Below are 22,438 nucleotides of genomic sequence, written 5' to 3' on the forward strand. Positions count from 1 at the left end.
CGGGGTGATCGTCGGCACTTTCATCTCTCTCCCCCCGCTCCCGGCCCGTTCGATATTCGCTGGGCAGCGGTGGCCTGTGCGAGGCACAATGCCCGCGATGATCTCTCCCGCCGGCCAGCTGCTCGCCGCTCTCGAACCCCTGCCCCACTCCGCGCGGCTCAGGTTCACCGCCGTCACCGCGCACCGGCTCGCGACCCGGGGCGAACTACAGCCACTGCTTGACGAGTTGGACGCGCTCGGTCCGTACGAGCGGCGTCTGGGCGCGCTGGCAGCACTCGCCGCCGGGGACACGCGCCATCTGCTGGCGCGCCTCGGTGATCTCGATCCGGTGGTCCGCCGGTACGCGCTCCGCGGTGTGCGACGGTTGCCCGTTCCGGACGCGGCCACCGCAGCTCCCGACGAGGCAGCCATCGAGGCGGCCGTCGAAGCCGCCTACCGTGACGCGCCCGCCGTCGTCCGTGCCGACCTCGCGCGGTTGCTGCGCGACGGGCGGCGGGCCGGGCTCGCCGAGCGGCTCGTGCGGCGGGTGCGGGTCGCGTACGGCGACCGGGACGCGGCGCTGCTGCTGCCGGGCTGCTCGCGGGAGTTCACCGCGCGGCTGCTTCCCGAGGTCGCGGGGGTGCTGACGTCCGAGGAATGGAGGACGCTGGCCCTGCGCCACCCCTTCGCGGTGCTCGACCATGCGGAGCGGGAACTCGTCGGCCTCACACGGTGGTTGCGCAACGGGTGGTGGGGGCGGTACGCGTCCGGTCTTGCCGTCGCGCTGCCCGCCGCGCCGGAGCGCGTCCTGGAACTGCTGGAGAAGTACGGGCCCGACAACCTGCCCGGTCCGGTCCATGACCGGCTGGGCGACCTCGTCGCGGTGGACGCCGAGCGGATCGTCCGGTGGTTCACCGGGGCGGACCGGTCGGCTTCGCGCTGGGAGCGGACGCCGGGGCCGGCTGTCATGCGTCAGCTGGTGGCGGCCGACCCGCCGTCCCTGCCCGCACTCGGGGCCCTGTGGTTCCACCGGAAAGCCTTCCCCGTCCTCTTGCGCGCGGTGCCGCCCGTGCGCCGGGGCGCCTTCCTGGACGCCGTCGTCGCCGCGGGCGACCCGCGCGAAAACGTCCGGGCGCACGAGGGCGTACTCGTTCTGCTGCCCGTGGCCGAGCGGCACGCCCGTGCGCGCGCCGCCCTCGACGCGCGCACGGCCGAGGGCTGCTCGCAGCAGGACATCATGGGCATGACGGCCCTGCTGCCGCCGGCCGAGGCCCGCCCCAGATTGCTGGCCGCCCTCGGCACGAGCGACGTCGAGCAGCGCCAGATGGCCTGGCACCACCTGATCGTCAACGCCGACCTCAGCCGTGCTCCGGAGGAGGTCGCGGCCGTCCTCGCCCTGGCCGCGGGCCGTCTGGCCAACGAGCGTGACCCCGTCCGCGGCGACGTCATCGACTCCTTCACCCACCTCCCGACGCCCCACCTGGCCGCCGCGCTGAGCGCCCACGCGTCCGAGCCCAAGCCCGAGCCCGCGTCCGGAGGAGACAGCTCCGGTTCCGCGTCCCTGGAGCGTCTGTGCCTGGACGCCTTGAGGGCCCGGGACTGCTCCTCCATGACCCGCGACGTGATCCACAGACTCGCCGTGGACCTGCTCTCCGGCACCAGGTCCTCACCCGGTGACGCCGCCGCGCTGCCGCTCGCCGCACGCCTCCTGGAGGCGCTGACCGCCCACACCGGCACGGTCGAACTCGACTCGCTGAACGGGAAGTTGTGTACGGACGGGGTACGCGCCGTGGTCGGCGCGCTCGAGCCGTGGCTGGACCGGAGTGCCGCCCGTGGCGACGTCCTGCCCCTGCTCGCGCTCGCCGAGTCGTGCGGCCGCCACGCGTACGGGGTTCCCGAGGTCCAGGACCGGCTCGAACAGGCCCTCGGCATCTGCCCGGACGCGGTGTTCGGTGACGTCGCCGCGGCCTGGCTCGCCGATCCCTCGACCCGTGGCGCCCGCGTCGCCGAGCTCCTGGCCCGGGAGCCCTCGGCGGTCTTCCTGCCGCAGGTGCTCGCCGTCCTCGCCACGGAGCGCACCGACCTTCTGGACCCGGCCCTTGCGGAGACTCCGCCTTCGGGCGGCCGGTTTCCGGTGGCGGGCTCTCACCGGCCGCTGCCGCCGTTCCAGCGCGCCGACCGCTGGCTGCCCGGCCAGCAGGAGGCCGCCGTCCGCCTCGCGGCGACCGTCGTCGCCGATCCCGACCGGGGAATCGACGAACGGGCCGCGCTCCTCCGTGCGGTCGCCCCGGTTCCGCGGCACGGACGGGCCCTCCTCCTGCACTACGCCTCGTCGGCGGAGGGCGCGACCCAGCCCGCCGCGCCGGCTCTCGCGGCGGCCGCCCTGGACGCCGCCGCCCACACGGACGACCCGGCCTCGGCCCTCGGCGCACTGCTCGACCACGCGGGCGGCGACCGGGCCGCGGCGGCCTGGTCCGCCGCCGCCCGCGCGGCCTCCCACGCCCGGCCCTCCCAGGTCGCGGCCCTGCTCCGGTCCGTCCTGACCCGCGAGTTCGGAGTGAAGGTCACGGTCAGGAAGGCCGCCGCGCGGCTCGCCGCCCGCCATCTGCCCCCGGGGGCCGCCACCGAACTCCTGTCCACCGTGGGCCGTACGCACGGCGTCCACCCCGACGTCCAGGCCACCGTCGTGGGGCTGGCCACGACGCTCCTGCCCGCCGAGGAGATGTGGGATCTGCTGGAGGCGGCGGTCGCCAAGGGACCCGAACCCGCCCGTCGCGCGCTCCTCGACGTGAAGCCGGCCGACCTGACTCCGGCCCACCGGCGGCGGTTCGGGGAGCTCATGGCCCGGCTGCCGTTCGTCGACGAGGAGAAGGAGGAGACGCATGGCTCCCTCTCCCGCCTCACCCTCACCGGACTCGCCCTCTGGGCGCGGTACGCGCCCGCGGCGGGCACCGCCCTCGTGGACGTCTATACGGACGTCACCAGGCCACGGGACCTCTGGCAGGTGCGGAGCGATCTCACCGAGCTGGCCCGGTCCGGGCTCCCCCACCCCCTCGGGGGCGTGGAGCCCGGCAGCCTGCTGGGCGACGTCGTGGACCGGCTGCTGGCGCTCGTCGCGGCCGGCGAACGGGAGGGCGGCGGGCGCGAGGGCGACCTGCCGGCCCTGCGCAGGCTGCGTTCCCTCCTCGACTCTCCGAGGCAGGACCACCGGACGTGCGCGGACCTCGCCCGGCGGCTGGCGGACGAGCCGCTGCTCACCTCCACCCGCGTCTCTCTCCTCGTCCACGCACTCGACCTGTCGGCACCCGAGCCCGAACTCACCTTCTCCCTGGGCGGGTTGACCTCCGCGATCGAGAACCGACCGGTTCTCGCGGTCCTCGCGGCCAAGACGGTCGAGGAGGCGCACCAGTACGGCAAGCCGCTCACCGACCCTGCCCCCGCCCTAGCCGCCGTGCGGTCCCTGCGCGACGGCGGCAGCCTCGTACACGGCCTCCTCGCCGTCGCGCTCGCCAACGCCCTCGGGATCCGCCAAGGCTGGCCCGAGCCCTGCCGCGCGGCCGTCATCGCCCTGCGCCGCCACCCGGAGCCGGACGTCCGCGAGCTGGCGTACGAGACGAACCTCAGCGACCGGCGGTGACGCGCGGGTCGCCGCGTGCCAGATGGGCTGCCGGCGCGGGCGGACGGTGACGTACCGTCGAGTGCAGGCGGAACGGGCGTCCAGGGTAGCGGCGTTGGGCGCCCTCGTCGCACTCCTGGTCGAAGTCGGGGTCGTAGACCGCGAGGGTCTCCCAGGGCCGAAGACCAGGCGCCAGCCGCTGAGCTGGCGCGACGGGACGCTCGGGGTCTCGTGCGGGATCTTCACCCGGATCAGCCGCTCGACGGCGGCGCGGTCGCGGTCGGGGTCGTCGAGCGCGTCGGCTCCGCCGCCCGCGCCGAGCACCGCCCTCGCGCCCCGCCGGGTCCGAAGGCACGCAGTCGGGAGCGGAAGGCGCCGTGCGTGAGCCGGGCGTAGTCGTCCGCCTTGTACGGGACGTGGCGCCCGCGCCCGTAACACTCCACCAGGGCGCGCAGCCCAACCTCGGAGTCCGTACGCAGTCTCAGGAGGCCGGAGAAGCCGTTGCCCGAGGTGCCGCGACGGGGGTCGTCGGCGAGTGCCGCGCACCGCTCGTCGAAGGCCGTGAGGAGCCGTCCCGCCAGCCGTCCCGCCAGCCAGTCCCCACCTCCTCGCGCCGCCAGGCCGCCACGAGCGCGCCGAAGGCGGCCGCCCCCCTTCTCTCTCCCCCCTTCTCCCCGCCGAATTCCCTTCTCCCAGGCGCGCGTTAGCGGTTCGACAGCGAGACGGCAGGGCCGGCGTCGAAGGTGGGGTGGACCAGACCACACCAGGAGGCATCATGCGACGACGTACGTTTCTCAAGGGGACGCTGATGGGCTCGGCCGCCGCGGCCGTCCCCCTGTCCGGTCTGGCGGCGGGGACGGCCGCGGCGGCCGGCACCGTGACCGTCAGCAGCATCTCCGCGCTCCAGAGCGCGATCGACGCGGCCGTGCCCGGGGACAGGATCGTCCTCGCCGACGGCGCCTACACCGTCCCGTCGGCCGGCATCCGAGTCACCGGCAAGCAGGGCACCACCGCCGCGCCGATCACCGTCGTGTCCGCCAGCCGTGGCGGTGCCGTGCTCAGCGGGCCGGTCAGCTTCCTCCTCTCGGGCTCCAGCAACATCACGATCAGCGGCTTCGCCTTCCGGCAGACGAGCACGCTCGCCGTCCCGGCGGACTGCTCCCGCATCCGGCTGACGCGCAACGACTTCAAGCTCGCCGACAGCGCCGGGCTCGACTGGGTGACGGTGCGCGGCGACGACGCGAAGATCGACCGCAACTACTTCCACCACCGCACGACGCAGGGGATCTTCCTCGTCGTGGACGGGCCGGGGTCCACCGCCATGGCCCAGCGGACCCACATCTTCCGCAACTACTTCGCCGACCACTCCTTCACCGGGGCCAACGGCGGCGAGGCGATCCGCCTCGGCGTCAGCCACCGCGCCCTGTCCACGGCCGACGCCCTCGTCGAGTACAACCTCTTCGAGCGCTGCGACGGCGATCCCGAGGCCATCTCGGTCAAGTCCTCCGGCAACACCATCCGTTACAACACCCTCCGCGACAGCAAGGGCGGCATCGTCCTGCGGCACGGCAACGCGACGACCGTGGCCGGCAACCACGTCCTCGGCGGCGAGAACGGCGTGCGCCTGTACGGCAACGACCACCTCGTGGTGAACAACCACATCTCCGGTACGACCTCCCGGGGCATCGTCATCGGCAGCGGCACCACCCGCGACCACCACGCGGGCGAGACCACCGAGGAGCGGCGCGGGAACGACGCCTGCGACCGGGCGGTCGTCGCGCACAACACGCTCGTCGGCAACGCCGCGACGATCTCCGGCGAGAGCCGGACCCACGAGCCGCGTGACGTCGTCGTCGCCGACAACATCCTCGTCGCCTCCAGCGGCAGCCTCGTCAACCTGGGCACCACCAGCGGCTTCACCTGGCAGGGCAACATCCTCTGGGGATCGGCCGCCAACGGCACCATCCCGGCAGGCGGCTTCCGCCGCGTCGACCCCCTGCTCCGCAAGGACGCGGACGGCGTCCACCGCCTCACCGCCGCCAGCCCGGCCGTCGACGCCGCCACCCTCACCTCGCCGGCCGTCACCGAGGACGCCGACGGGCACGCGCGTGGCACCGCCCGCGACGTCGGCGCCGACGAGTACTCCACCCTGGCGCCGACCCGCCGCCCCCTGACCACGGCCGACGTCGGCCCGAACGCGACCTGACCCACCACGGATCGCCGGGCGCCCGAACCGTTGGGCGCCCGCACCATCGGGCGCCCCGAACCGCCGGGCGCCCGGCGGATTCCGGCCACCCTCCCGCCCCACAGGGCCCGTCGCGGCGTGCGAAGTTGACCATGCGTGCACAAGAGACTTCTCTTCGCGCGCAGCGAAGGTCAACTTCCGGCCTCTTGTGGTGAGATGCCTTCCGGCCTGTCTGCCCCTCTCCCTTCTGGAGCTCCAGTGAAGAAGAAGCTCGCCCTCGCCGCGGTCTCCGCCGCCCTGCTGACCGCCGCCACCGACACGCCCGCGTACGCCACGGTCGACCAGCACGGGTCCGCGATGGTCACCGTCTGGGCGGGCCCCTCCGCCAAGTGCCGCGCGTACACCGTGAACATCGACCCGTACACGTTCAACTCGGACATCAAGGGCGTCTTCGAGTCGTACAACGGCGGCCTCTGCCAGGCGTGGCTGGAGCGCAAGCGGTACAACGCCGACGGCAGCGTGAACTACGACTGGACCAAGGTCTCCCACACGTACACGTGGGGCTCCGGCACGGTCCAGACCGGCTGGCACTGGAACGGCACCGACGCGGGCTCCCGCGTCTGCGTCATCTGGCTCGACACCAACGAGAAGGGCTGCTCCAAGGGCATCTGGTAGTCCACGCTCCCGCGCAGGTTCGGGACGGGGCCGGTCACGGGCACAGGCACGGGCACGGAACGGACCCCGGCCTCTCACTTGTGGGGAGTCGGGGCACGCGTTGACCTCGTGACCGCCCGCCTCCGAGCATGGGCCGACAAGTCGCCCGTGACGGAAGTGACGCGCGGGCGCGCGGGGGTGGGGGTGGTGTCGTGGGTACGCCGTTGTTGCCGGAGGACCCGGAGCGGATCGGCGGCTACTGGCCGGCCTCCCGGCTCGGCGAGGGCGGCCAGGGCGTCGTGTACGAGGCGTACGACCGGGGCGGGAAGCGCGTCGCGGTGAAGGTGCTGCGCGGCTCGGCCGACGAGTCGACGCGGCGGCTGTTCCGCAGGGAGGCCGAGTCGGCACGGCGGGTCGCGGGGTTCTGTACGGCGCGGATCCTGGAGGTGTCGTCGGACGCCGAGGAGCCGTACCTGGTCGTCGAGTACGTGGCGGGACCCTCGCTCGGGGCCCGGGTCCGTACCGGCGGGCCGCTCGCCGAGGACGACGTCGTCCGGCTGGGCGTCGGCGTCGCGACCGGTCTCGCGGCGATCCACCGGGCCGGGGTGGTGCACCGGGACCTCAAGCCGGGGAACGTCCTCCTGGGGCCGGACGGACCCCGCATCATCGACTTCGGGATCGCCCGCGCGGCCGACATGTCGGTGACCGCCGGCGCCGGGATCATGGGGACCTTCGGGTACATGGCCCCGGAGGTGCTGTCGGGCGAACGGGCCGGTCCGCCCGCCGACATGTTCGCCTGGGGCGCCACCGTCCTCTACGCGGCCTCGGGCCGCGAGCCGTTCCGTGGCGCGAACATCGCCGAGACCGCCCACCGGACGACCACCCACGAGCCCGAACTCACCGAGGTCCCGGACACCCTGCGCCCTCTGGTGCGCCGGGCTCTGGCCAAGGACCCCTCGGCCCGTCCCGGCGCCGCCGAGGTCCTCCTCGCGGTCCTCGGCGAGCCCGTCGCGCCTCAGCAGGACGAACCGCCCCGGCGGGGCGTGCCGACGGTGGGGGACGCACTGCCCTCGCGGGGCGAGCCGACCGTACGGGACGAGGGGAGGGTACGGGACGAGGCGTCGGTACGGGACGGGGCGAGGGTACGGGGCGGAGCGACCGCGCGTCACGAGCCAGCGGCTCGGGACGAACCGGCGGCGCGGGACGAACCGGCGGCGCGGCACGGAGCGGCGGCGCGGCACGGAGCGAGCGCGCGAGACGAGGCGACGGCACGGGACGAACTCGCGGCGCGGGGCGACCAGTCGGCGCGGGACGCCCAGTCGGCGCCTCGCCCCGTCGATCCCCGGCTCGCGCTGCTGCGAGCCGGGGCGCGCCGGGCAGGGTCCGGGACGGCGTCCGGCCCATCCGCGGATCCGGTCCCCGCGCTCGGCGAGCGGGCGGAGGCCGCGTTCCTGGCGCTGCCGGACGAGGCCCGGGGTGTCGCGCACGAGCTGCTGCTCCGGCTGGCGGTTCCTGGTGCCGCCGAGGACGGCACCGAGGACTCCCTACGGTCCGCCGGCCGGTCCGAGCTGCTGGACGGCCGGCCGGAGGGCGAGCACCGCGCGATGGCGCGGGCGATGGCCGCCCTGACGGAGAGCGGTGTGCTGGTGCCGCTGCCCGACGGCGCGGGGTACGGGCCTCCAGCGCGGCCCTGCTGCCGGCGTGGCCGCGGCTGCGCGGCTGGGTGGAGGCGGACCGGGCGGGGACGGCGGTACGGCTCTGGCTCACGCGCGCCGCGCTGGCCTGGGAGGAGAACGGCCGGCGGAGCGAGGACCTGCCGCACGGCAGCCAGTTGGAGCGGTGCCGGGCGTGGCTGCCCACCGCCCCGCTCCCCCTGCGGCCGAACCCGCTGGAGCTCGCGTGCCTGGACGCCGCGCGCCTCGCGGCCGATCGCGCCGCCCGCCGCCGGCGCAGGCTGCTGGCCGGGCTTTCGGTCGTCACGGTCCTGGCCCTCGTGGCCGGCGGCGCCGCGTGGCTCCAGTCGCGCGAGATCGACCGGCGGCGCACCGAGGCGACGGCCCGCACGATCGCGCAGAGCGCGGAGACCCTGCGCGGCTCCGACCCCGTCCCGGCGATGCTGCTGGGTCTCGCGGCATGGCGGGTGGCGGAGGTGCCCGAGACCCGCGCGGCGCTGATCGCGGCCGCCGCCCAGCGCGAACGGCAGGTCACGAGCCTGCCGGTCTTCCACGAGGGCGAGAGCTCCCGGCGCGCGCTGTCGGGCGACGGGCGGGCGGCGCTGTACCTCTCCCCCGCCGGACTGCGGGTGATCGGCCTCCACGGCAAGAACCGTGGCCGGACGCTGCTCGACAGGCCCGACATCACCCAGGCGTCGTTCATGCCGTCCATGGACCTCAGCCAGGACGGCTCCCTCATCGCCGTCACGGACGAGGACGCGGACACCGTGCGGGTCCTCTCGCTCCGCGACGGACGGCCCCTGGCCCCGCCCCTCGCGCTCAGGGGCCGTACGCAGGAGGGCATCACCAACCGGGGCGAGCTGCTCCTCAGGGCGGAGGGCGGCGACGGCGAGCTGGTCACGGCGGCCGGACGGACGGTGGCGACGGCGGTACGGGACGACGAGAGCGTCTCACCGGACGGCCGGCACCTGATCTCCTGCTCCCCGGCCGGGATCTCCGTACGCCCCGTGGCAGGGGCGGCCGCAGGGACGGAAGCGCTCGTGTCACCACCCGCTTCGGCCCCCGAACCGGAGTGCGGCCAGCTGGAGTTCAGCCCGGACGGCGGGTCCGTCGCGCTGGTGGGCGAGGGGTCGGCGTCGAGCACCTCCACCCTCGCCGTGTACGACCTGGTGGGCCGGCGGTACGCCGGGACGGTCAGGAGCCTCCCGTACGGCTACCGGTTCAGCTCCGGCGGCCGGTACGTCGTCTCGGCGAGCCAGGAGGGCGGGATCGCGGTCTGGAGCGCGTCCGGTGGGGACCGGCCGGTGACCCGGCTCCCCGCGGCCGCGCTCAACGACCCCCTGGGAGGTTCGTTCTCGCGCGCGGAGGCGGCGCTCGACGAGGAGCACGGGACTCTGCTCCAGTGGGTGGGCGACACCGTCCACCACCTCGACCTGTCGGACGCCCTGACCGGACTGCCCGCCAACGTGGATTCCGTGACCGCGCGGGCCGTGACCCCGGACGGGCGGATCTCGCTGGTGTCCGAGCGTTTCTCCCCGGACCTCAGCGGACAGTACGACCGCTTCCAGGGCCGCCTGGTCGACCCGCGTACCGGCAAGGACAGCGGTCCGGCGTTCCCGCAGAAGCTGTGGGTGGCCCAGGACCTCCCCCGTACCGCCCTCGGCGACCTCACCGACGACGGACGCCTGGTCGCCTTCACCCAGATGGGCTCGGGCGGCCGCTACGGGGTCACGCTGAGGGACGTGCGCGGCGCGCGGGACGTGCTGCACTGGGACTCGGGCGAGGACGCGGGGCCGTCCTGGCTGGACCTCTCCCCCGACGGCTCGCACATCGCCGTCCTGGAAGACCTGGCGGGCGTGCCCAGCGGCGAGGGCAACACCCTGCGGCTCTTCGACGTCCGCGCCCGCAAGGAGATCCTCACGCTGCGCGGGACCGAGGCACGGGGCGCCTTCAGCCCCGACGGACGAACCTTCCTCACCACCTCCGGCACCGTGGTGGACCTGGCCGACGGCGCCAGGCGCGAGGTGCCCGCGCTGGGCGGGGCGGTCCGCAGCGTGGCCTTCTCCCCCGACGGCCGGAGGGCGGCCGTCTTCAAGGAGACCGGCCTGGTCGAACTGTGGGACGGCCGGATCACCGAACGCGTCGCGGTCATGTCCAGCAGCGTGTCGCGCGGCGGTGGACGCGGCGGCCAGGACCTCGCCCGCTTCGTCTTCTCACGAGACGCGAAGCTGCTGGCCGCGGTGGTCAACGGCGACACGGTCCAACTCTGGGACACCGAGAGCCGCCTGGCCCTGGGCGACCCTCTCCCGATGTCGGGCCGGGGCGTCGAAGCCATGGCCCTGGACGGCAACGTCCTATGGACCGTCACCGGCCCCCGAGGCCACTCCCTGGACCTGACCCCGAACAGCCTGGCCGCCCGAATCTGCCGCCAAGCCGGCCGCGACCTGACCCCCCTCGAATGGGAGACGTACCTCCCGGACGTCCCGAGGCGCCGCCTGTGCTGAGAAGCAAACCCCAAACCAGCTCGCCCGGCAGGGAATTACTGACTCGCCACGAAAGTTGATCACGACATGACCAAGCCAGCACCGCCCCGCCCACTGTCCTACGCCGCCCTCTCCGCCCTGCTGGGCACCCAGCAGTTCGGCACGCTGGCCAGCGTCAAGCGCAGCGGCCACCCCCACCTGACGACCATGCTGTACAGCTGGGACCCCGAGACCCGCGTCGTCCGCTTCTCGACGACGGCCGACCGCGTCAAGGTCGGTCACCTGCGCGCCAATCCGCGCGCGGCCCTGCACGTGTCGGGCGGCGACGTGTGGTCGTTCGCCGTAGCGGAGGGCAACGCCGAGGTCTCCGAGCCCACGACGACCCCCGGCGACGAGATCGGCCGAGAACTCCTCAGCATGATCCCGGCCCCCGCCCACCCCAAGGACGAGACGGCTTTCCTGGAACAACTGGTAGCCGAACGCCGGGTAGTCATCCGCCTGAAGGTGGACCGTCTGTACGGCACGGCGCTCGACATCACCGGCTAGGACTTGTCCGCCCGAGCATGATCGCGGCTGCCGAGGCATGACGGGTGCTGATCTCGTCGAGGGCATGGTCGGCCCACGACGACGTGTGCCAGGGTGGCGGTATGGATCGGCAGTCTGAGAGCCCGGAACTCTGGGCGTTCCTGGAGTCCCTGCACCCCGGCGACATCCTGTCCGGCACCGTCGCGGCGATCGAGCGGTTCGGGGTCTTCGTAGCCCTGGACGACCGGCCCGCTCATCCCGACTTCCCCGGTGTCGGGTTCATCGTCATCCCCGAACTGTCCTGGCGGCACCTCTACGCGCCCACCGATGTCGTTCAGGTGGGGCAGCGTGTCTCGTGCGCGTTCCTCCAGTTCGACACGATCGCCGTCGTCGTCACGGAAATCGAGCTGCCGACCCGCCGGATCTTCCTTCCAGACCGGAGGCCGGCCGGCACGAAGGTGCCGTGCCGGCCACATGACAACCGGCGTGCCCAAGCCGTTGATGTGGGGTCGGCGCAGCATAGAGCGCAGAGCACGGGGAGGGGGCACGCATGGCGACACCGGCTCGACCTGACGGGGGATCATGAAGTACGAAACGCGGGAGAGGCACTCCCTCCGCAGCGACTGGAACTTTGCCACCCTCGCCCTCGGCCTGCTCATGGCCTTCATGGGGGTGGCAGGCATCCTCGCGGGTGACTTCCCGAGCGAGGCGTTCCTCATCGTCCCGTTCCTCGCCCTGGGCGGCTGGGTCTCGGTCCGGGCCCCGTTCATGGGGGTGCGGGTCGACGAGAAGGGCCTGCGGTACCGGGGCATCTTCAGGTTCGCCTCGGTGCCGTGGGCCGAGGTCGACTCCCTCACCGTCGCATGGGTGGGCAATCTGCTGGTGGCGGAGATGCCCGTCGTCCGGAAGAAAGACGGCAAGGAACTGCTTCTGCCGATCCTCGCCGGCTACACGCGGGGAGACCCGCCCCTCAACAGGAGGGTGCGCGCCCAACTCCTGACCATGGAGCGGGTCAGGGCGGGCGCGGCCGAGAGCTGAGCCGTTCCGTGAGAGTACGACCGGAGCCTCGGGACTGGGGGCCTCTAGGACCGGGGCGGGACCGCGTGGAAGCCCGTGCATGCGCCGGGGAAGTTTCGGGGGTACGTCAGGGACTTCTCGGTCTTGCCCAGATGGACCGGGCGGGAGGTGTGGCCGAAGCCCTTGCTGCCGGGGGCTTCACGCTGGCCACCAGGCGGTAGGTCCGCTCGCCGGAGAACGAGAAGCTCACGTCGACCAAGGATGCGTCCGAGCGGGACGTGACCGAGGGCGAGGACGTGCTGCCGGACGGGCCCGCCTCCGGCGGGCGGTCGCACTCTCCGGCGCCGAGCGTGCCTGCTTCGGGTCCTTCGACAGGACCCATCGTACCTCGGACGCGGACTCCGCCTCGCCGGAGCGGGGCGACGGGGCCGTGCTCCAACGGCTTCGTCGGGGGGATGTCGTTGCGTTGGGGTCGATACGTGTCGGGGGCAACGCCGAGTCGGTCGAACTCCCCATCTGATAGCGGCACTTCCGGCAGGTCGATGTCCTCGTGCACCGCTCGGTGCGAGACGGCTTCGGCGGGGGCGTCACCGAACGGCGGCCGAGGACGTCTCGTTGCGGAGCAGTACCTCGGGCTCGGTGAAGCCCGTGTTCCTGGGGCGGCGCCGGTGCGGGTCAGGGCGGTGTCGTCGAGGCCGCGCGCAATGCAGAATTCGATGAGGCGGGGGCCCTCGGCCGCCAGGATCACGTTCTGGGGCTTGAGGTCCCGGTGGGTGGCCCCGTAGGCATGGACGCCCTCCAGGGCAACCGCGAAGGCGCCGAACAGCTTCCGGCAGGCGGTTGCATCGAACGGCTCTTGTGCTGGCGTCGCCTGACGGAGCGTCGGGCCCAGCACGAACTCGATCGCCAGCCAGTAGGGCGCCTCGTCCAGCGACGCTTCCACCAACTGCGCCGTGTGCGGGCCGCGTACGGTCGCGGCCTCCCGGCGGAACCGGGCCAGGGCCTCCGGGTGGCCAGTGATCTCGTCCCGGATCACCTTCAGCGCGACCAAGGCGCCGGCGCCCGTACGGGCCAGGTACACCTGCCCCATGCCACCCGCCCCAAGGCGCCCACGCAAGGGGCGGAGCGGTGTGGCGAGCGCTACACCGATTCTCGTACAACCTTGTGGGTGGGCTGTGAGTCTCCTGGGTGATCACTCCGTGATCGGACCTTCGAGGAGACCATCATCACCGCCATACGCAAGACCCTCACCGCCACCGCCGTCGTCGGCGCCGTCCTGGTGGGTTCGGCCGCCTGCGGGACGGTCGAGCAGCTGTCCGCCGGGAAGAAGCTGGACCTGGCCTTCGAGAAGCTGGGCAAGGAGAAGTCGATCTCCTTCGAGCTGGATCTGGACGTCGACGCCGAGACGCTCAAGGTGCTGGACGCCGGGTCGGACCCGGCGTCCGGCGAGGAGATCCCGGACGAGGCCGCCGAGCTGATCACCGGTGCGAAGATCAGCTTCACGGTCGAGTCGAAGAAGCCGCTCGACGAGTCCGGGGAGAACGACTTCGTCGGCATGGCGATGAAGCTCAGCACCCCGGAAGGCGACCTGGTCGAGTTTCGGCAGGTCGACGACTACGCCTACATCCGCTCCGACATCGCGTCGCTCGGCAAGGCGATGGGCAGCCCCGTGCCGCCCGCCGAGGAACTGCCTGAGGAGGCCGGCGCCTTCAAGAAGGTGCTGGAGGGCGAGTGGGTCAAGTTCGACTACAAGGAGCTGGAGAAGGCCGGCGAGAAGCTGGCCGCGGAGCCGGGCGCGGAGCCGGGCGCCAAGCCCTCCGCCGAGCCTTCCCTGGACCCCAAGACCCAGACGAAGCTCCTGGAGGCCCTGCGCGAGGTCATCGCCCGTGACGTCGAGTTCACGACCGCCGGCGACTCGGACGGCACCGAGCACATCTCGGCGACGGCGCCCTTCCGCACGCTGATCACCGACCTCTTCAACGAGATCCGCCCGCTCTCCAAGGAACTGCCGCCCGGCATGGAGCTGCCGACGGCCGCCGACCTGAAGGACGCCCCCACCAGCAAGGTCACGGCCGACTTCACGCTCAAGAACGGCGAGCTGACCGAGGTGTACGTCGACCTCGCCAAGCTGACCGAGAACGCGAAGGTGAAGAAGTTCGGCCTCGGCCTGAAGCTGAGCGCCGGCGTCAAGCCGGTCGCCCCGGCGGGCGCCACCGAGCTGAAGCCCGAGGACCTCCTGGGCGCCTTCACCGGCGCGATGATGCAGGACGAGGGATTCGGCGAGGGCGAGTTCGCCGAGGGTGAGGGCGCGTTCTCCTCCGAGGGCGTCGAGTAAGGACGCCGAGGGCACCGGGTCCCGCGAGGGCCTCGCCGCCTGCCGAAAAGCAGGTGCGGGTGGCCAGGCCCCTCGCTACCGTCTCCTCCATGAAGCATGCCGCTGAGACGACGACGCCGGAGAGTGTCCCGGCGCGCTGACCTGTGTCTCAGTCCGAAGCCCCGGGGCGAGTGCCCCGGGGCTTCGTGCCGTGGTCGCCGCTCGCCCGACGATCACGAGGAGACCCCCATGCACGACCACCGCAAGCTGGGCCGTGAGCTCGGCCTGTTCGACACCGACCCGCTGATCGGCTCGGGTCTGCCGTACTGGCTGCCCGACGGCGCGGCCGTACGCCACGCACTGGAGGAGTACATCCGCGACGCCGAGCGGCGGGCCGGGTACCGGCACGTGTACTCGCCCGTGCTCGGGAAGCGGGAGCTGTACGAGATCTCGGGGCACTGGTCGCACTACAGCGACGACATGTTCCCGCCGATGGACGTCGGCGGGGAGCAGCTCGTGCTGCGCCCCAGCCTCTGCCCGCACCACGCGCTGATCTTCCGGTCCCGCTCCCGCAGCCACCGCGAGCTGCCGCTGCGGATGGCCGAGCTCGGCGGCATGTACCGCTCCGAGCTGTCGGGGGTCCTGGGCGGGCTGACCCGGGTGCGGGCCATCCAGCTCAACGACGCGCACATCTTCTGCACCCTGGAGCAGGTGGCGGAGGAGGCGGGCGCGGCGCTGGGGATGATCCGGAGGGCGTACGAGGCGCTGGGCATCGTCCCGAGCCGGTACCGGCTCTCGCTGCCCGGTCCCGGCGGCAAGTACGTCGAAGCACCCGACATGTGGCGGCGGGCCACCGCCCTGCTCACCGAGGCACTCGACAGCTCCGGGCTGCCGTACGCGGCGGCCGAGGGCGAGGCCGCGTTCTACGGCCCCAAGATCGACGTCCAGGTCAGCGACGCCGCCGGCCGGGAGTCCACCCTCTCCACCGTCCAGGTCGACTTCCACCAGCCCGAACGCTTCGGCCTGCACTACATCGGCGCGGACGGCGCCCGGCACCGCCCGGTCATGGTGCACCGCAGCATCGTCGGCAGCGTGGAGCGGGCCGTCGCCCATCTCATCGAGCAGCACGGCGGCGCCTTCCCCGCCTGGCTCGCCCCCACCCAGCTCGTCGTCCTCCCGGTCTCCGACACCGAACTCCCGGACGCCACCGCCCTCGCCCGCCGCTGCACCGCCCTCGGCCTGCGCGCCGAGGTCGCACCCCCGGACCACGGCACCCTCGCCGCCCGCGTCCGCGCGGCACGCCTGGCCCCGTACCAGGCCGTCATCGGCGCCCGGGAGGCAGCCGAGGACCGCGTGTCGGTCCGCCTGCGGGACGGACGCCGCCTGGACCCGCTCCCGGCGGACGACGTACTCCGCAGGATCACCGCCCTCGTCGAAGCCCGCAGCACTGGGCTGTGGGACAACGACGCCGACGCGACCTCGTAACGGGCCCGGGAGCGCCGCAGACAGGGTGAGGGACAATTAGAAGCCGGAGGATGCGGCGTACGTCGTCCCGTGGCGGTCGAGGGGGATGGGGAATCAGGGTGCGGAAGGTAGCGCTGTTCGGGCCGCCGGCGAGTGGGAAGTCGACGATCGCGCGGAGGCTGTCCGCTTCCCTCGGGGTTCCGCACACCGATCTGGACGACGTCCTGTTCGCCGGGGACGAGCCGCTGCCCCTCGACGCCTTCCGCGCCGAGGCGGAGCGCGTCACGCGGGAGGACGCGTGGGTGGTCGAGGGGAACTACTCGAAGCTCGCCGACGTGGTCTGGCACCGGGCCGAGGTGCTGGTCTGGCTCGACCTCCCGCTCTCCCTGGTCGTGCGCCGTATCGCGTACAGGAGCCTGCGACAGCTCACCGGCCGGGACACGAGCGTTCAGGCGCGGCGGCTCACTTGGAAGCGGGCCTTCTTCGGGCGGCGGTCCCTGCTGCGCACCGCGATCCGCAAGTACAGCCACAACCGGCCCCGTTACGCGCGCCAGGTCGCCGAGACGGCCGCCCTCGGCGTCCGTGTCGTACGGCTCCGCAGTGGCCGCGAGGCCGACGCGTGGCTGGCGCGGCAGTTGGACGAGGGGCGGCGGGCCGGGAATTGAATTGCCGCAGGCCGGGGCGGTCGGATAAGAATCTCGCATGCTCAGAGGCAACACGGTCGGGCTGAGGGCCCGACACGAGGAAGACATCACGGTCCTGCGGACCGAGCTCTACGACGACGTGGTCAACGCCGCGCGGTCGGAGGCGCGCCCGTGGCGGCCGATCACGCCCGGCGCGAAGGACGCGCGGCTCGTCGCCGACGACACGCAGGAGGGACACGTCCCCTTCTCGGTGGTGGAGCTGGAGGGCGGCACCCTCATCGGCACCGCGAACCTGTGGGGCATCGACAACCACAGCCGGTCCGCGCACATCGGCCTGGGCCTGCTCCCGTCCGCCCGAGGGAAGGGTTACGGCACGGACGTCGTCGCGACCCTGTGCCACTACGGCTTCGTCGTACGCGGCCTGCACCGCCTCCAGATCGAGACGCTGGCCGACAACGCCGCGATGCTCCGCTCGGCCGAGCGCAACGGCTTCGTCCGCGAGGGCGTGCTGCGCTCCTCGGCGTGGGTGCTGGGCGAGTTCCTGGACGAGGTGCTGCTCGGCCTCCTCGTGGACGAGTGGAAGGCGGGCACGGGGGTGTAGGTACAGCGGGCCTGCTGACCCTCACCTGATCGCCGATGGCGTGGCGGAGTCCGTCAGGGCGCGGAAGCGGGGGCAGGTCGCCAGGTCCTCGTGGGTGCAGTCCAGCGCGCACATGACCATGTCGAGGCATGCCTGGGTCTGGGCCAGCCGGTTCCGCAGCTCGTCGCGGTGGGCTTCCAGGCGGCTGCGGCGCTCGCCCGGGTCTCCGGCGCTGAGGAGGGCGCGGATGGCTTCGAGGGAGAGACCCGCCTGTTTGGCGCGCTGGATGGCGGCGATGCGGGTGGCGTGCTCGGGGCCGTAACGGCGGCGCCCGTGGGCGTCCCGGACGGGAGTGAGGAGACCGGTCGACTCCCAGTGCCGCAGGACGTGCGTGGCGAGCCCGAACCGGGCCGCCAGCTCACCGATCTTCAACGTCGGGCCGTCGGTGGCGCGTTCGCTTGACTTCATGTCGGCATTAAGGACGAGGCTGCCGTCCATGTCCATCACACCTTTGGGGGCAGCCGATGCCGGTGCCCGCTCCGGCTCCGGCTCCGATCGCGGGCTCGATCGCTCCCCCGCCCGCCTGCTCGCCGTGCTCGACGCCGTCGATACGGCGCCCGGGGCCGCCGCGCTGCGGCAGCGCTCGTACACCCTGCTCGGGCTCGGGCCCGGTGTCCGGCTCCTTGACGTGGGGTGTGGCGCCGGCCGTGCCGTCGGGGAGGCCGTGGCTCTGGGGGCGGCGGCCATGGGCCTGGACCGGGACGAGGCGATGATCGCGGCGGCCCGCGCCAGGCTGCCCGGGGGTGCCTTCGCCGTGGGGGACGCCACCGCGCTGCCGTACGGGGCCTGCGCGTTCGACGCGTACCGCGCCGACAAGGTCCTGCACGACCTGCCCGACCCCACCGTCGCCCTCGCGGAGGCCCATCGGGTCCTGGCGCCGGGCGGGCGGATCGTCCTCACCGGCCAGGACTGGGACACCTTCGTGATCGACGCCGACGATGCGGCCCTCATCCGCGCGCTCGTCCACGCCCGTGCCGACCTCGTCCCCTCACCTCGCGCGGCCCGCGCTTTCCGGAACCTGCTCCTGGACGGCGGCTTCCACGACGTGACCGTGGAGGTCACCACCACGACGTTCACCGACGCCCGCTGGCTCCCGCTCCTGACCGGTCTCGCCGACGCCGCGCTGCGGGCAGGAGCCGTCGATCCCGCCCGCGCGGCCGCGTGGACGGCGGACCAGCGGCGCCGGGCCGCGACCGGGCGTCTCTTCGCCGCGGTCCCCTTCTTCACGGCGGCCGCGACCCGCAGGTGAGAGATCTCCCGCGAGGGAGCGATGACTTCGCGCCTTCCCGTCGGTCAGATGACCGAACCGACGACGACGCACAGACTGGGAAGCCTCCACCATGACCGACACGCTCACCGTTGCCCGTACCGCCGAGACTGCGATGCCCACCGCGCGCGCCTCAGCCTCTGCCTATGCCTCGGCCTCTGCCTCTGCCTCTGCCTCACGAGCCGTGGTGGGGTGGGCCGTGGTCGGTGGCGTGGTGGCCGGGCCGTTGTTCCTCGCGGCGGGGGTCGTGCAGGGGCTCGTACGGGACGGGTTCGGCTTCGGGCGGAACGCGATCAGCCAGCTCGCCCTCGGCGAGTCGGGGTGGGTGCAGACGGTGAACTTCCTGGTCGCCGGGCTGCTGTTGGCCGGTGGGGCGTGGGGGCTGCGGCAGGTGCTGCGCGGTGGGCCGGGAGGGACCTGGGGGCCTGTCCTGGTCGGGGTCTTCGGGGTCTCCTTCTGGGTGGCCGCGGGCTTCCCGGCCGACGCGGGGGCGGGGTTCCCCGCCGGCGCTCCCGACGCGACGGTGATGACCGGGCACGGTGCCGTGCACATGGCGGGCGGCACGGTCGGGTACCTCGCCCTCTGCGCCGCGTTCGTCGTCCTCGGCCGGTCGCTCGCCGCACGGGGGCTGCGGGGCTGGGCCGTCGCCTCGCGCGTCGTACCGGGGTGCGTCCTCGCAGGGTTCATGGCGTCGGCCGCGTCCGTCCTGGCCTTCACCCTCGGCGCGGGCCTGGGGCTGCTGTGGCTCTCCGCGGTGACGGCCCGCCTGGCCCGGTCCGAGTGAGGCGGTGGCCCTCGCTATGCTCAGCGGCGGTGTGAACCCACCACCGCCACCCTTACCCCCGCCTGCCGTAGGACGTGACTCGGCTTGATCTCCCTGCCCATGGCGCTGGTCGCCGCTGTCGTCACCGTCGTTGTCGTCGCCGCCTTGGCGGTCGCCGCGTGGCTGCTCAGGAGATCGGGGCGCAGCAGGGCCTCCGCTCCGGACGGTCAGGCCGCCGCCGCCCCGATCGACGTGACAGAGACGGGAGTTCGGCCCGAGTTCCCTCCGTCGGGGCTTCTGGTCCCCGAGGACGTCCTCCGGGCCGCCGGCTCGACGTCCGACGCGATCTGGGACGCGCTCGAAGCGGCCGCGGCGCCTGTGGCCGTCGCGTACCACCCGGTGACGGACGCGGAACTCGCGACGTACCGGACGATTCCGGTTAACGCGGCGGCTCAGCAGGCGCTGACCGGGATCCTGGAGGGCCTGAACCCGAAGGGCCCGACGCTGTTCCGGGTGGTGCTGCCCAAGGGCGCGGAACTGGTCAAGGCCGTCGGAACCTCCGGCTTCCGGGGGTTCTCCCGCACCGGCGGCAAGACGGCGCAAGCCGTTCTCAAGCCCGTCGCCGCCGGCGGAGCGATCATGGCGGGTTGGCCGGTGCTGGCCGTCGCGGGGACCGTCCTGGCGATGGACATGGTGGCGCAGCGTGAACAGCGGGCGTCCCAGCGCCGGGTCGAGGCCCTCCTGGGGCGCCAAGAGGAGCGTCACCACGTCGAGCGGATCGCGGCTCAGAGGTCGGCCGACGCCGCGCTGACGCGCGTCATCAGCCTGATGCTCGACGGCCGCCGGCCGAGTCTCGACCTCGCCCTCGCCCTGAAGAGCGCGGACGACGAGTTCTACCGCTCCCAGCAGTTCCTGGAGAAGCACCGTGGAGTCGTCGAAGGACTGGTGGACGAGGACGGCAAGGTCGACTACCGCCGCCTGGAGGAGGCTCTGGGGAGCGCGACGAAGGAGGAGGACCTCTTCTTCCGGGATCTCGACCTGGCGCGCGCGGCGATCGCGATCCGGCGCAAGGCACTGATCGCCGAAGCGGCGGCGGTCGCGCTCGTGGACCCCACGAATCCGTACGTCGCGCTGCGGAGGTTCCTGGAGTCGCGCGCCCATCAGCTGGAAGACGCCGACGCGATCGTGACGGAACTGACCGAAAGCCTCACCCAGGCCGAGCTCAAGGGCCGCTGGTACGACACCGGCAAGTCGGTGGAGGCACGACAGGACCGGCTCCGCGCCCGCGTCTCCCTGCCCGGAGTCAACGCCGACACCGACGCCAACACCGACACCGAGATCAGCTACGTCGTGACGTCTTCCGGCGAGTTGCTCCAGCTCCTCCCGCCGGACGAGACCGAACCCACGGAGGCCGATCAGCCCGAGCAGACCGAGCAGCCCGCTGAGCCTTCACAAGCCGCGGAAGAGGACGCCGTCCGTTGACCGAGGAGCAGTCGGATCCGCTGTCCCGCGCTCCGCTGCGGCTGACGCTGACGCCGCTCGTCGGGGTCTCCGGGATGAGGCTGGGCATGTCGGTGGAGCAGGCGGTCGCGGCTGCTCGGGCGGTGGGGCTAGTCGCATCCGGCGACGACGGGGGTGATGCGCCCGGGCAGGTGCTGTGCCGGCATGCCGGATCCGATACGCGGGTGGGCCTCGGGTTCGTCAAGGGGGCGCTGGTCAACATCGAGCTGTACAGGTTCTGGGTGGAGGACGCGGACGTCCGGGTCGTGCTCGACGGGCTCGACGTCTTCCGCACGCCGGGCGACGAGCTTCTGGAGCGGCTGGCAGAGCTCGGGCACCGCGTCGAGCTGAACGATGACGACGTGGACATGCTGCCGGACCTGAAGGTGATCCTCGCGAACGAGAGCAGCTACGACTTCCCCGTGGACGACGAGGGGTTTCCGCTCTGCTTCGACTACGTGCTCCTGACCTCCGTCCTCTTCCACGGGCCCCGCGGCGACTGAGGGCTCGACCGGCCTGCGAGAGGGCCGGTCCGGCGGCTGTTCCCGGGCGGTTCCGGGCCGGCTCCGGGCTGGTTCCGGGGGCTCTTCCGGCGCCAGGTCGATTGTCAGTGGTGGGTGAGACGGTAGGAGTATCAAGTCGGCAGAGACGGGGAGTTAGCCATGTCCGGAACCCAGAACTACATCAATCACGTCGCACTCGTGCTGGACGCCAGTTCGTCCATGTCGCACCTGCGCGGCAAGGTCGTCGAGGTGGCCGATCAGCAGATCGCGTACCTCGCGCGCCGGTCTCGTGAGCTGGACCAGGAGACCCGGGTCACGGTGTACGTGTTCGCGGACAAGGTGCAGTGCGTCATCTACGACAAGGACGTGCTGCGGATGCCGTCCCTGAAGGAGCTGTACAAGGTCGGGGGGATGACCGCGCTGCTGGCGGCGGCGCTGAAGTCGCAGCGGGAGCTGGCGCAGACCGCCCAGCTGTACGGCGACCACAGCTTCCTGACCTTCGTCCTGACGGACGGCCAGGAGAACGCCAGCCACCGCTGCCCGGACGCCCCCAGCAAGTCGTCGCGCGAGCTGGTGGCGGCGGTGGCGGAGATGATCGAGAAGCAGGACGACAACTGGACGCTGGCCGTCCTGGTGCCGGACCAGATGGGCAAGCGCGAGGCCATGAACTGCGGCTTCCCAAAGGACAACGTCGCCATCTGGGACGCCACGAGCACCCGGGGTCTGGAGGAGGCCGGGCAGGTCATCCAGCAGGCCACGGAGAAGTTCATGGTGGGCCGCACCAAGGGCATCCGGGGTTCGCGGTCGGTGTTCTCCGTGGGGGCGGAGGCGGTCAACAAGAAGACCATCGAGGCGGCCGGCCTCACCCCGGTCGACGCGTCCGGATACCAGCTGCTCCCGGTGGCGCGTGACGTGGCGATCCGGGAGTGGGTCACCGAGTCGGGGCACACGTACAAGACGGGGTGCGCATTCTACCAGCTGAGCAAGTCCGAGAAGATCCAGGCGCGGAAGCGGATCGCGGTCCTGGAGAAGAAGACGGACCGCGTGTACACGGGGCCCGAGGCGCGGGCGCTGCTCGGTCTCCCCGACGAGGAGGTACGCGTGAAGCCCGACCACAACGCGGACTTCACCATCTTCGTGCAGAGCACCAGCGTCAACCGCAAGCTCGTCCCCAACACCCGCCTGCTGCTGATGCACTGACGGCCTGCTCC

General features: G+C 72.7%; 18 protein-coding genes. 16 read left to right on the forward strand and 2 right to left on the reverse strand.

All coding sequences use genetic code 11. The features are described from left to right. Positions 1-97 precede the first annotated feature (97 nt). From ACFXMG_RS03015 to ACFXMG_RS03045, 7 genes are all read left to right on the forward strand, one after another. On the forward strand, positions 98-3,616 hold the full coding sequence (locus ACFXMG_RS03015) for a hypothetical protein (RefSeq protein WP_383816399.1): 3,519 nt from the start codon (positions 98-100) through the stop codon (positions 3,614-3,616). Positions 3,617-4,370: 754 nt separating this feature from the next. Next, positions 4,371-5,801, forward strand: a complete 1,431-nt coding sequence (locus ACFXMG_RS03020) for a chondroitinase-B domain-containing protein (RefSeq protein ID WP_384120114.1) — start codon at positions 4,371-4,373, stop codon at positions 5,799-5,801. Positions 5,802-6,038: 237 nt separating this feature from the next. Further along, entirely contained in the window at positions 6,039-6,455 is a 417-nt protein-coding gene (locus tag ACFXMG_RS03025) for a hypothetical protein (protein WP_383820698.1), read from the forward strand. A gap of 191 nt (positions 6,456-6,646) precedes the next feature. Further along, entirely contained in the window at positions 6,647-8,608 is a 1,962-nt protein-coding gene (locus ACFXMG_RS03030) for a protein kinase (protein ID WP_383820695.1), read from the forward strand. Positions 8,609-10,677: 2,069 nt separating this feature from the next. Continuing rightward, positions 10,678-11,136, forward strand: a complete 459-nt coding sequence (locus ACFXMG_RS03035) for a pyridoxamine 5'-phosphate oxidase family protein (RefSeq protein WP_383820693.1) — start codon at positions 10,678-10,680, stop codon at positions 11,134-11,136. Between the two features lie 101 nt (positions 11,137-11,237). Further along, a complete protein-coding gene (locus tag ACFXMG_RS03040) occupies positions 11,238-11,810 on the forward strand; it encodes a S1 RNA-binding domain-containing protein (protein WP_383820690.1) in 573 nt (190 codons plus the stop codon). Next, on the forward strand, positions 11,698-12,153 hold the full coding sequence (locus tag ACFXMG_RS03045) for a hypothetical protein (protein WP_383820708.1): 456 nt from the start codon (positions 11,698-11,700) through the stop codon (positions 12,151-12,153). The genes ACFXMG_RS03040 and ACFXMG_RS03045 overlap by 113 nt, the downstream gene beginning before the upstream one ends. 106 nt (positions 12,154-12,259) lie before the next feature. On the opposite strand, the gene ACFXMG_RS03050 is transcribed toward ACFXMG_RS03045, so the two are convergent. Then, positions 12,260-13,222, reverse strand: coding sequence for a hypothetical protein (locus ACFXMG_RS03050; RefSeq protein ID WP_383820688.1), 963 nt, complete (start codon positions 13,220-13,222; stop codon positions 12,260-12,262). Positions 13,223-13,411: 189 nt separating this feature from the next. Between ACFXMG_RS03050 and ACFXMG_RS03055 the strand changes: the two genes are divergently transcribed. From ACFXMG_RS03055 to ACFXMG_RS03070, 4 genes are all read left to right on the forward strand, one after another. Next, positions 13,412-14,467: a hypothetical protein gene (locus tag ACFXMG_RS03055; protein WP_383820686.1), complete on the forward strand. Its 1,056-nt coding sequence runs from the start codon at positions 13,412-13,414 to the stop codon at positions 14,465-14,467. Between the two features lie 96 nt (positions 14,468-14,563). Further along, on the forward strand, positions 14,564-15,931 hold the full coding sequence (thrS, locus tag ACFXMG_RS03060; protein WP_383820683.1) for a threonine--tRNA ligase: 1,368 nt from the start codon (positions 14,564-14,566) through the stop codon (positions 15,929-15,931). 98 nt (positions 15,932-16,029) lie between these two features. Beyond that, the gene (locus ACFXMG_RS03065) at positions 16,030-16,575 is read left to right on the forward strand and encodes an adenylate kinase (RefSeq protein WP_383820681.1); all 546 of its coding nucleotides are present in this window, start codon (positions 16,030-16,032) and stop codon (positions 16,573-16,575) included. 37 nt (positions 16,576-16,612) lie between these two features. Then, complete coding sequence (locus ACFXMG_RS03070; RefSeq protein WP_383820678.1) at positions 16,613-17,155, forward strand: GNAT family N-acetyltransferase; 543 nt, start codon at positions 16,613-16,615, stop codon at positions 17,153-17,155. A gap of 21 nt (positions 17,156-17,176) precedes the next feature. On the opposite strand, the gene ACFXMG_RS03075 is transcribed toward ACFXMG_RS03070, so the two are convergent. Then, positions 17,177-17,602: a MerR family transcriptional regulator gene (locus tag ACFXMG_RS03075; RefSeq protein ID WP_383820676.1), complete on the reverse strand. Its 426-nt coding sequence runs from the start codon at positions 17,600-17,602 to the stop codon at positions 17,177-17,179. 28 nt (positions 17,603-17,630) lie between these two features. On the opposite strand from ACFXMG_RS03075, the gene ACFXMG_RS03080 reads away from it, so the two are divergent. From ACFXMG_RS03080 to ACFXMG_RS03100, 5 genes are all read left to right on the forward strand, one after another. Then, the gene (locus ACFXMG_RS03080) at positions 17,631-18,443 is read left to right on the forward strand and encodes a methyltransferase domain-containing protein (RefSeq protein ID WP_383820673.1); all 813 of its coding nucleotides are present in this window, start codon (positions 17,631-17,633) and stop codon (positions 18,441-18,443) included. A 232-nt stretch (positions 18,444-18,675) separates the two neighbouring features. Beyond that, entirely contained in the window at positions 18,676-19,245 is a 570-nt protein-coding gene (locus tag ACFXMG_RS03085) for a DUF998 domain-containing protein (RefSeq protein ID WP_383820671.1), read from the forward strand. 84 nt (positions 19,246-19,329) lie between these two features. Continuing rightward, the gene (locus ACFXMG_RS03090; protein ID WP_383820668.1) at positions 19,330-20,706 is read left to right on the forward strand and encodes a hypothetical protein; all 1,377 of its coding nucleotides are present in this window, start codon (positions 19,330-19,332) and stop codon (positions 20,704-20,706) included. Next, positions 20,703-21,227: a hypothetical protein gene (locus ACFXMG_RS03095; RefSeq protein ID WP_383820666.1), complete on the forward strand. Its 525-nt coding sequence runs from the start codon at positions 20,703-20,705 to the stop codon at positions 21,225-21,227. The genes ACFXMG_RS03090 and ACFXMG_RS03095 overlap by 4 nt, the downstream gene beginning before the upstream one ends. Positions 21,228-21,386: 159 nt before the next feature. Beyond that, positions 21,387-22,427, forward strand: a complete 1,041-nt coding sequence (locus ACFXMG_RS03100; RefSeq protein WP_383820663.1) for a vWA domain-containing protein — start codon at positions 21,387-21,389, stop codon at positions 22,425-22,427. Positions 22,428-22,438: the final 11 nt, after the last annotated feature.

The sequence above is a fragment of the Streptomyces sp. NPDC059201 genome (genome assembly GCF_042754585.1).
GTDB lineage: Bacteria > Actinomycetota > Actinomycetes > Streptomycetales > Streptomycetaceae > Streptomyces.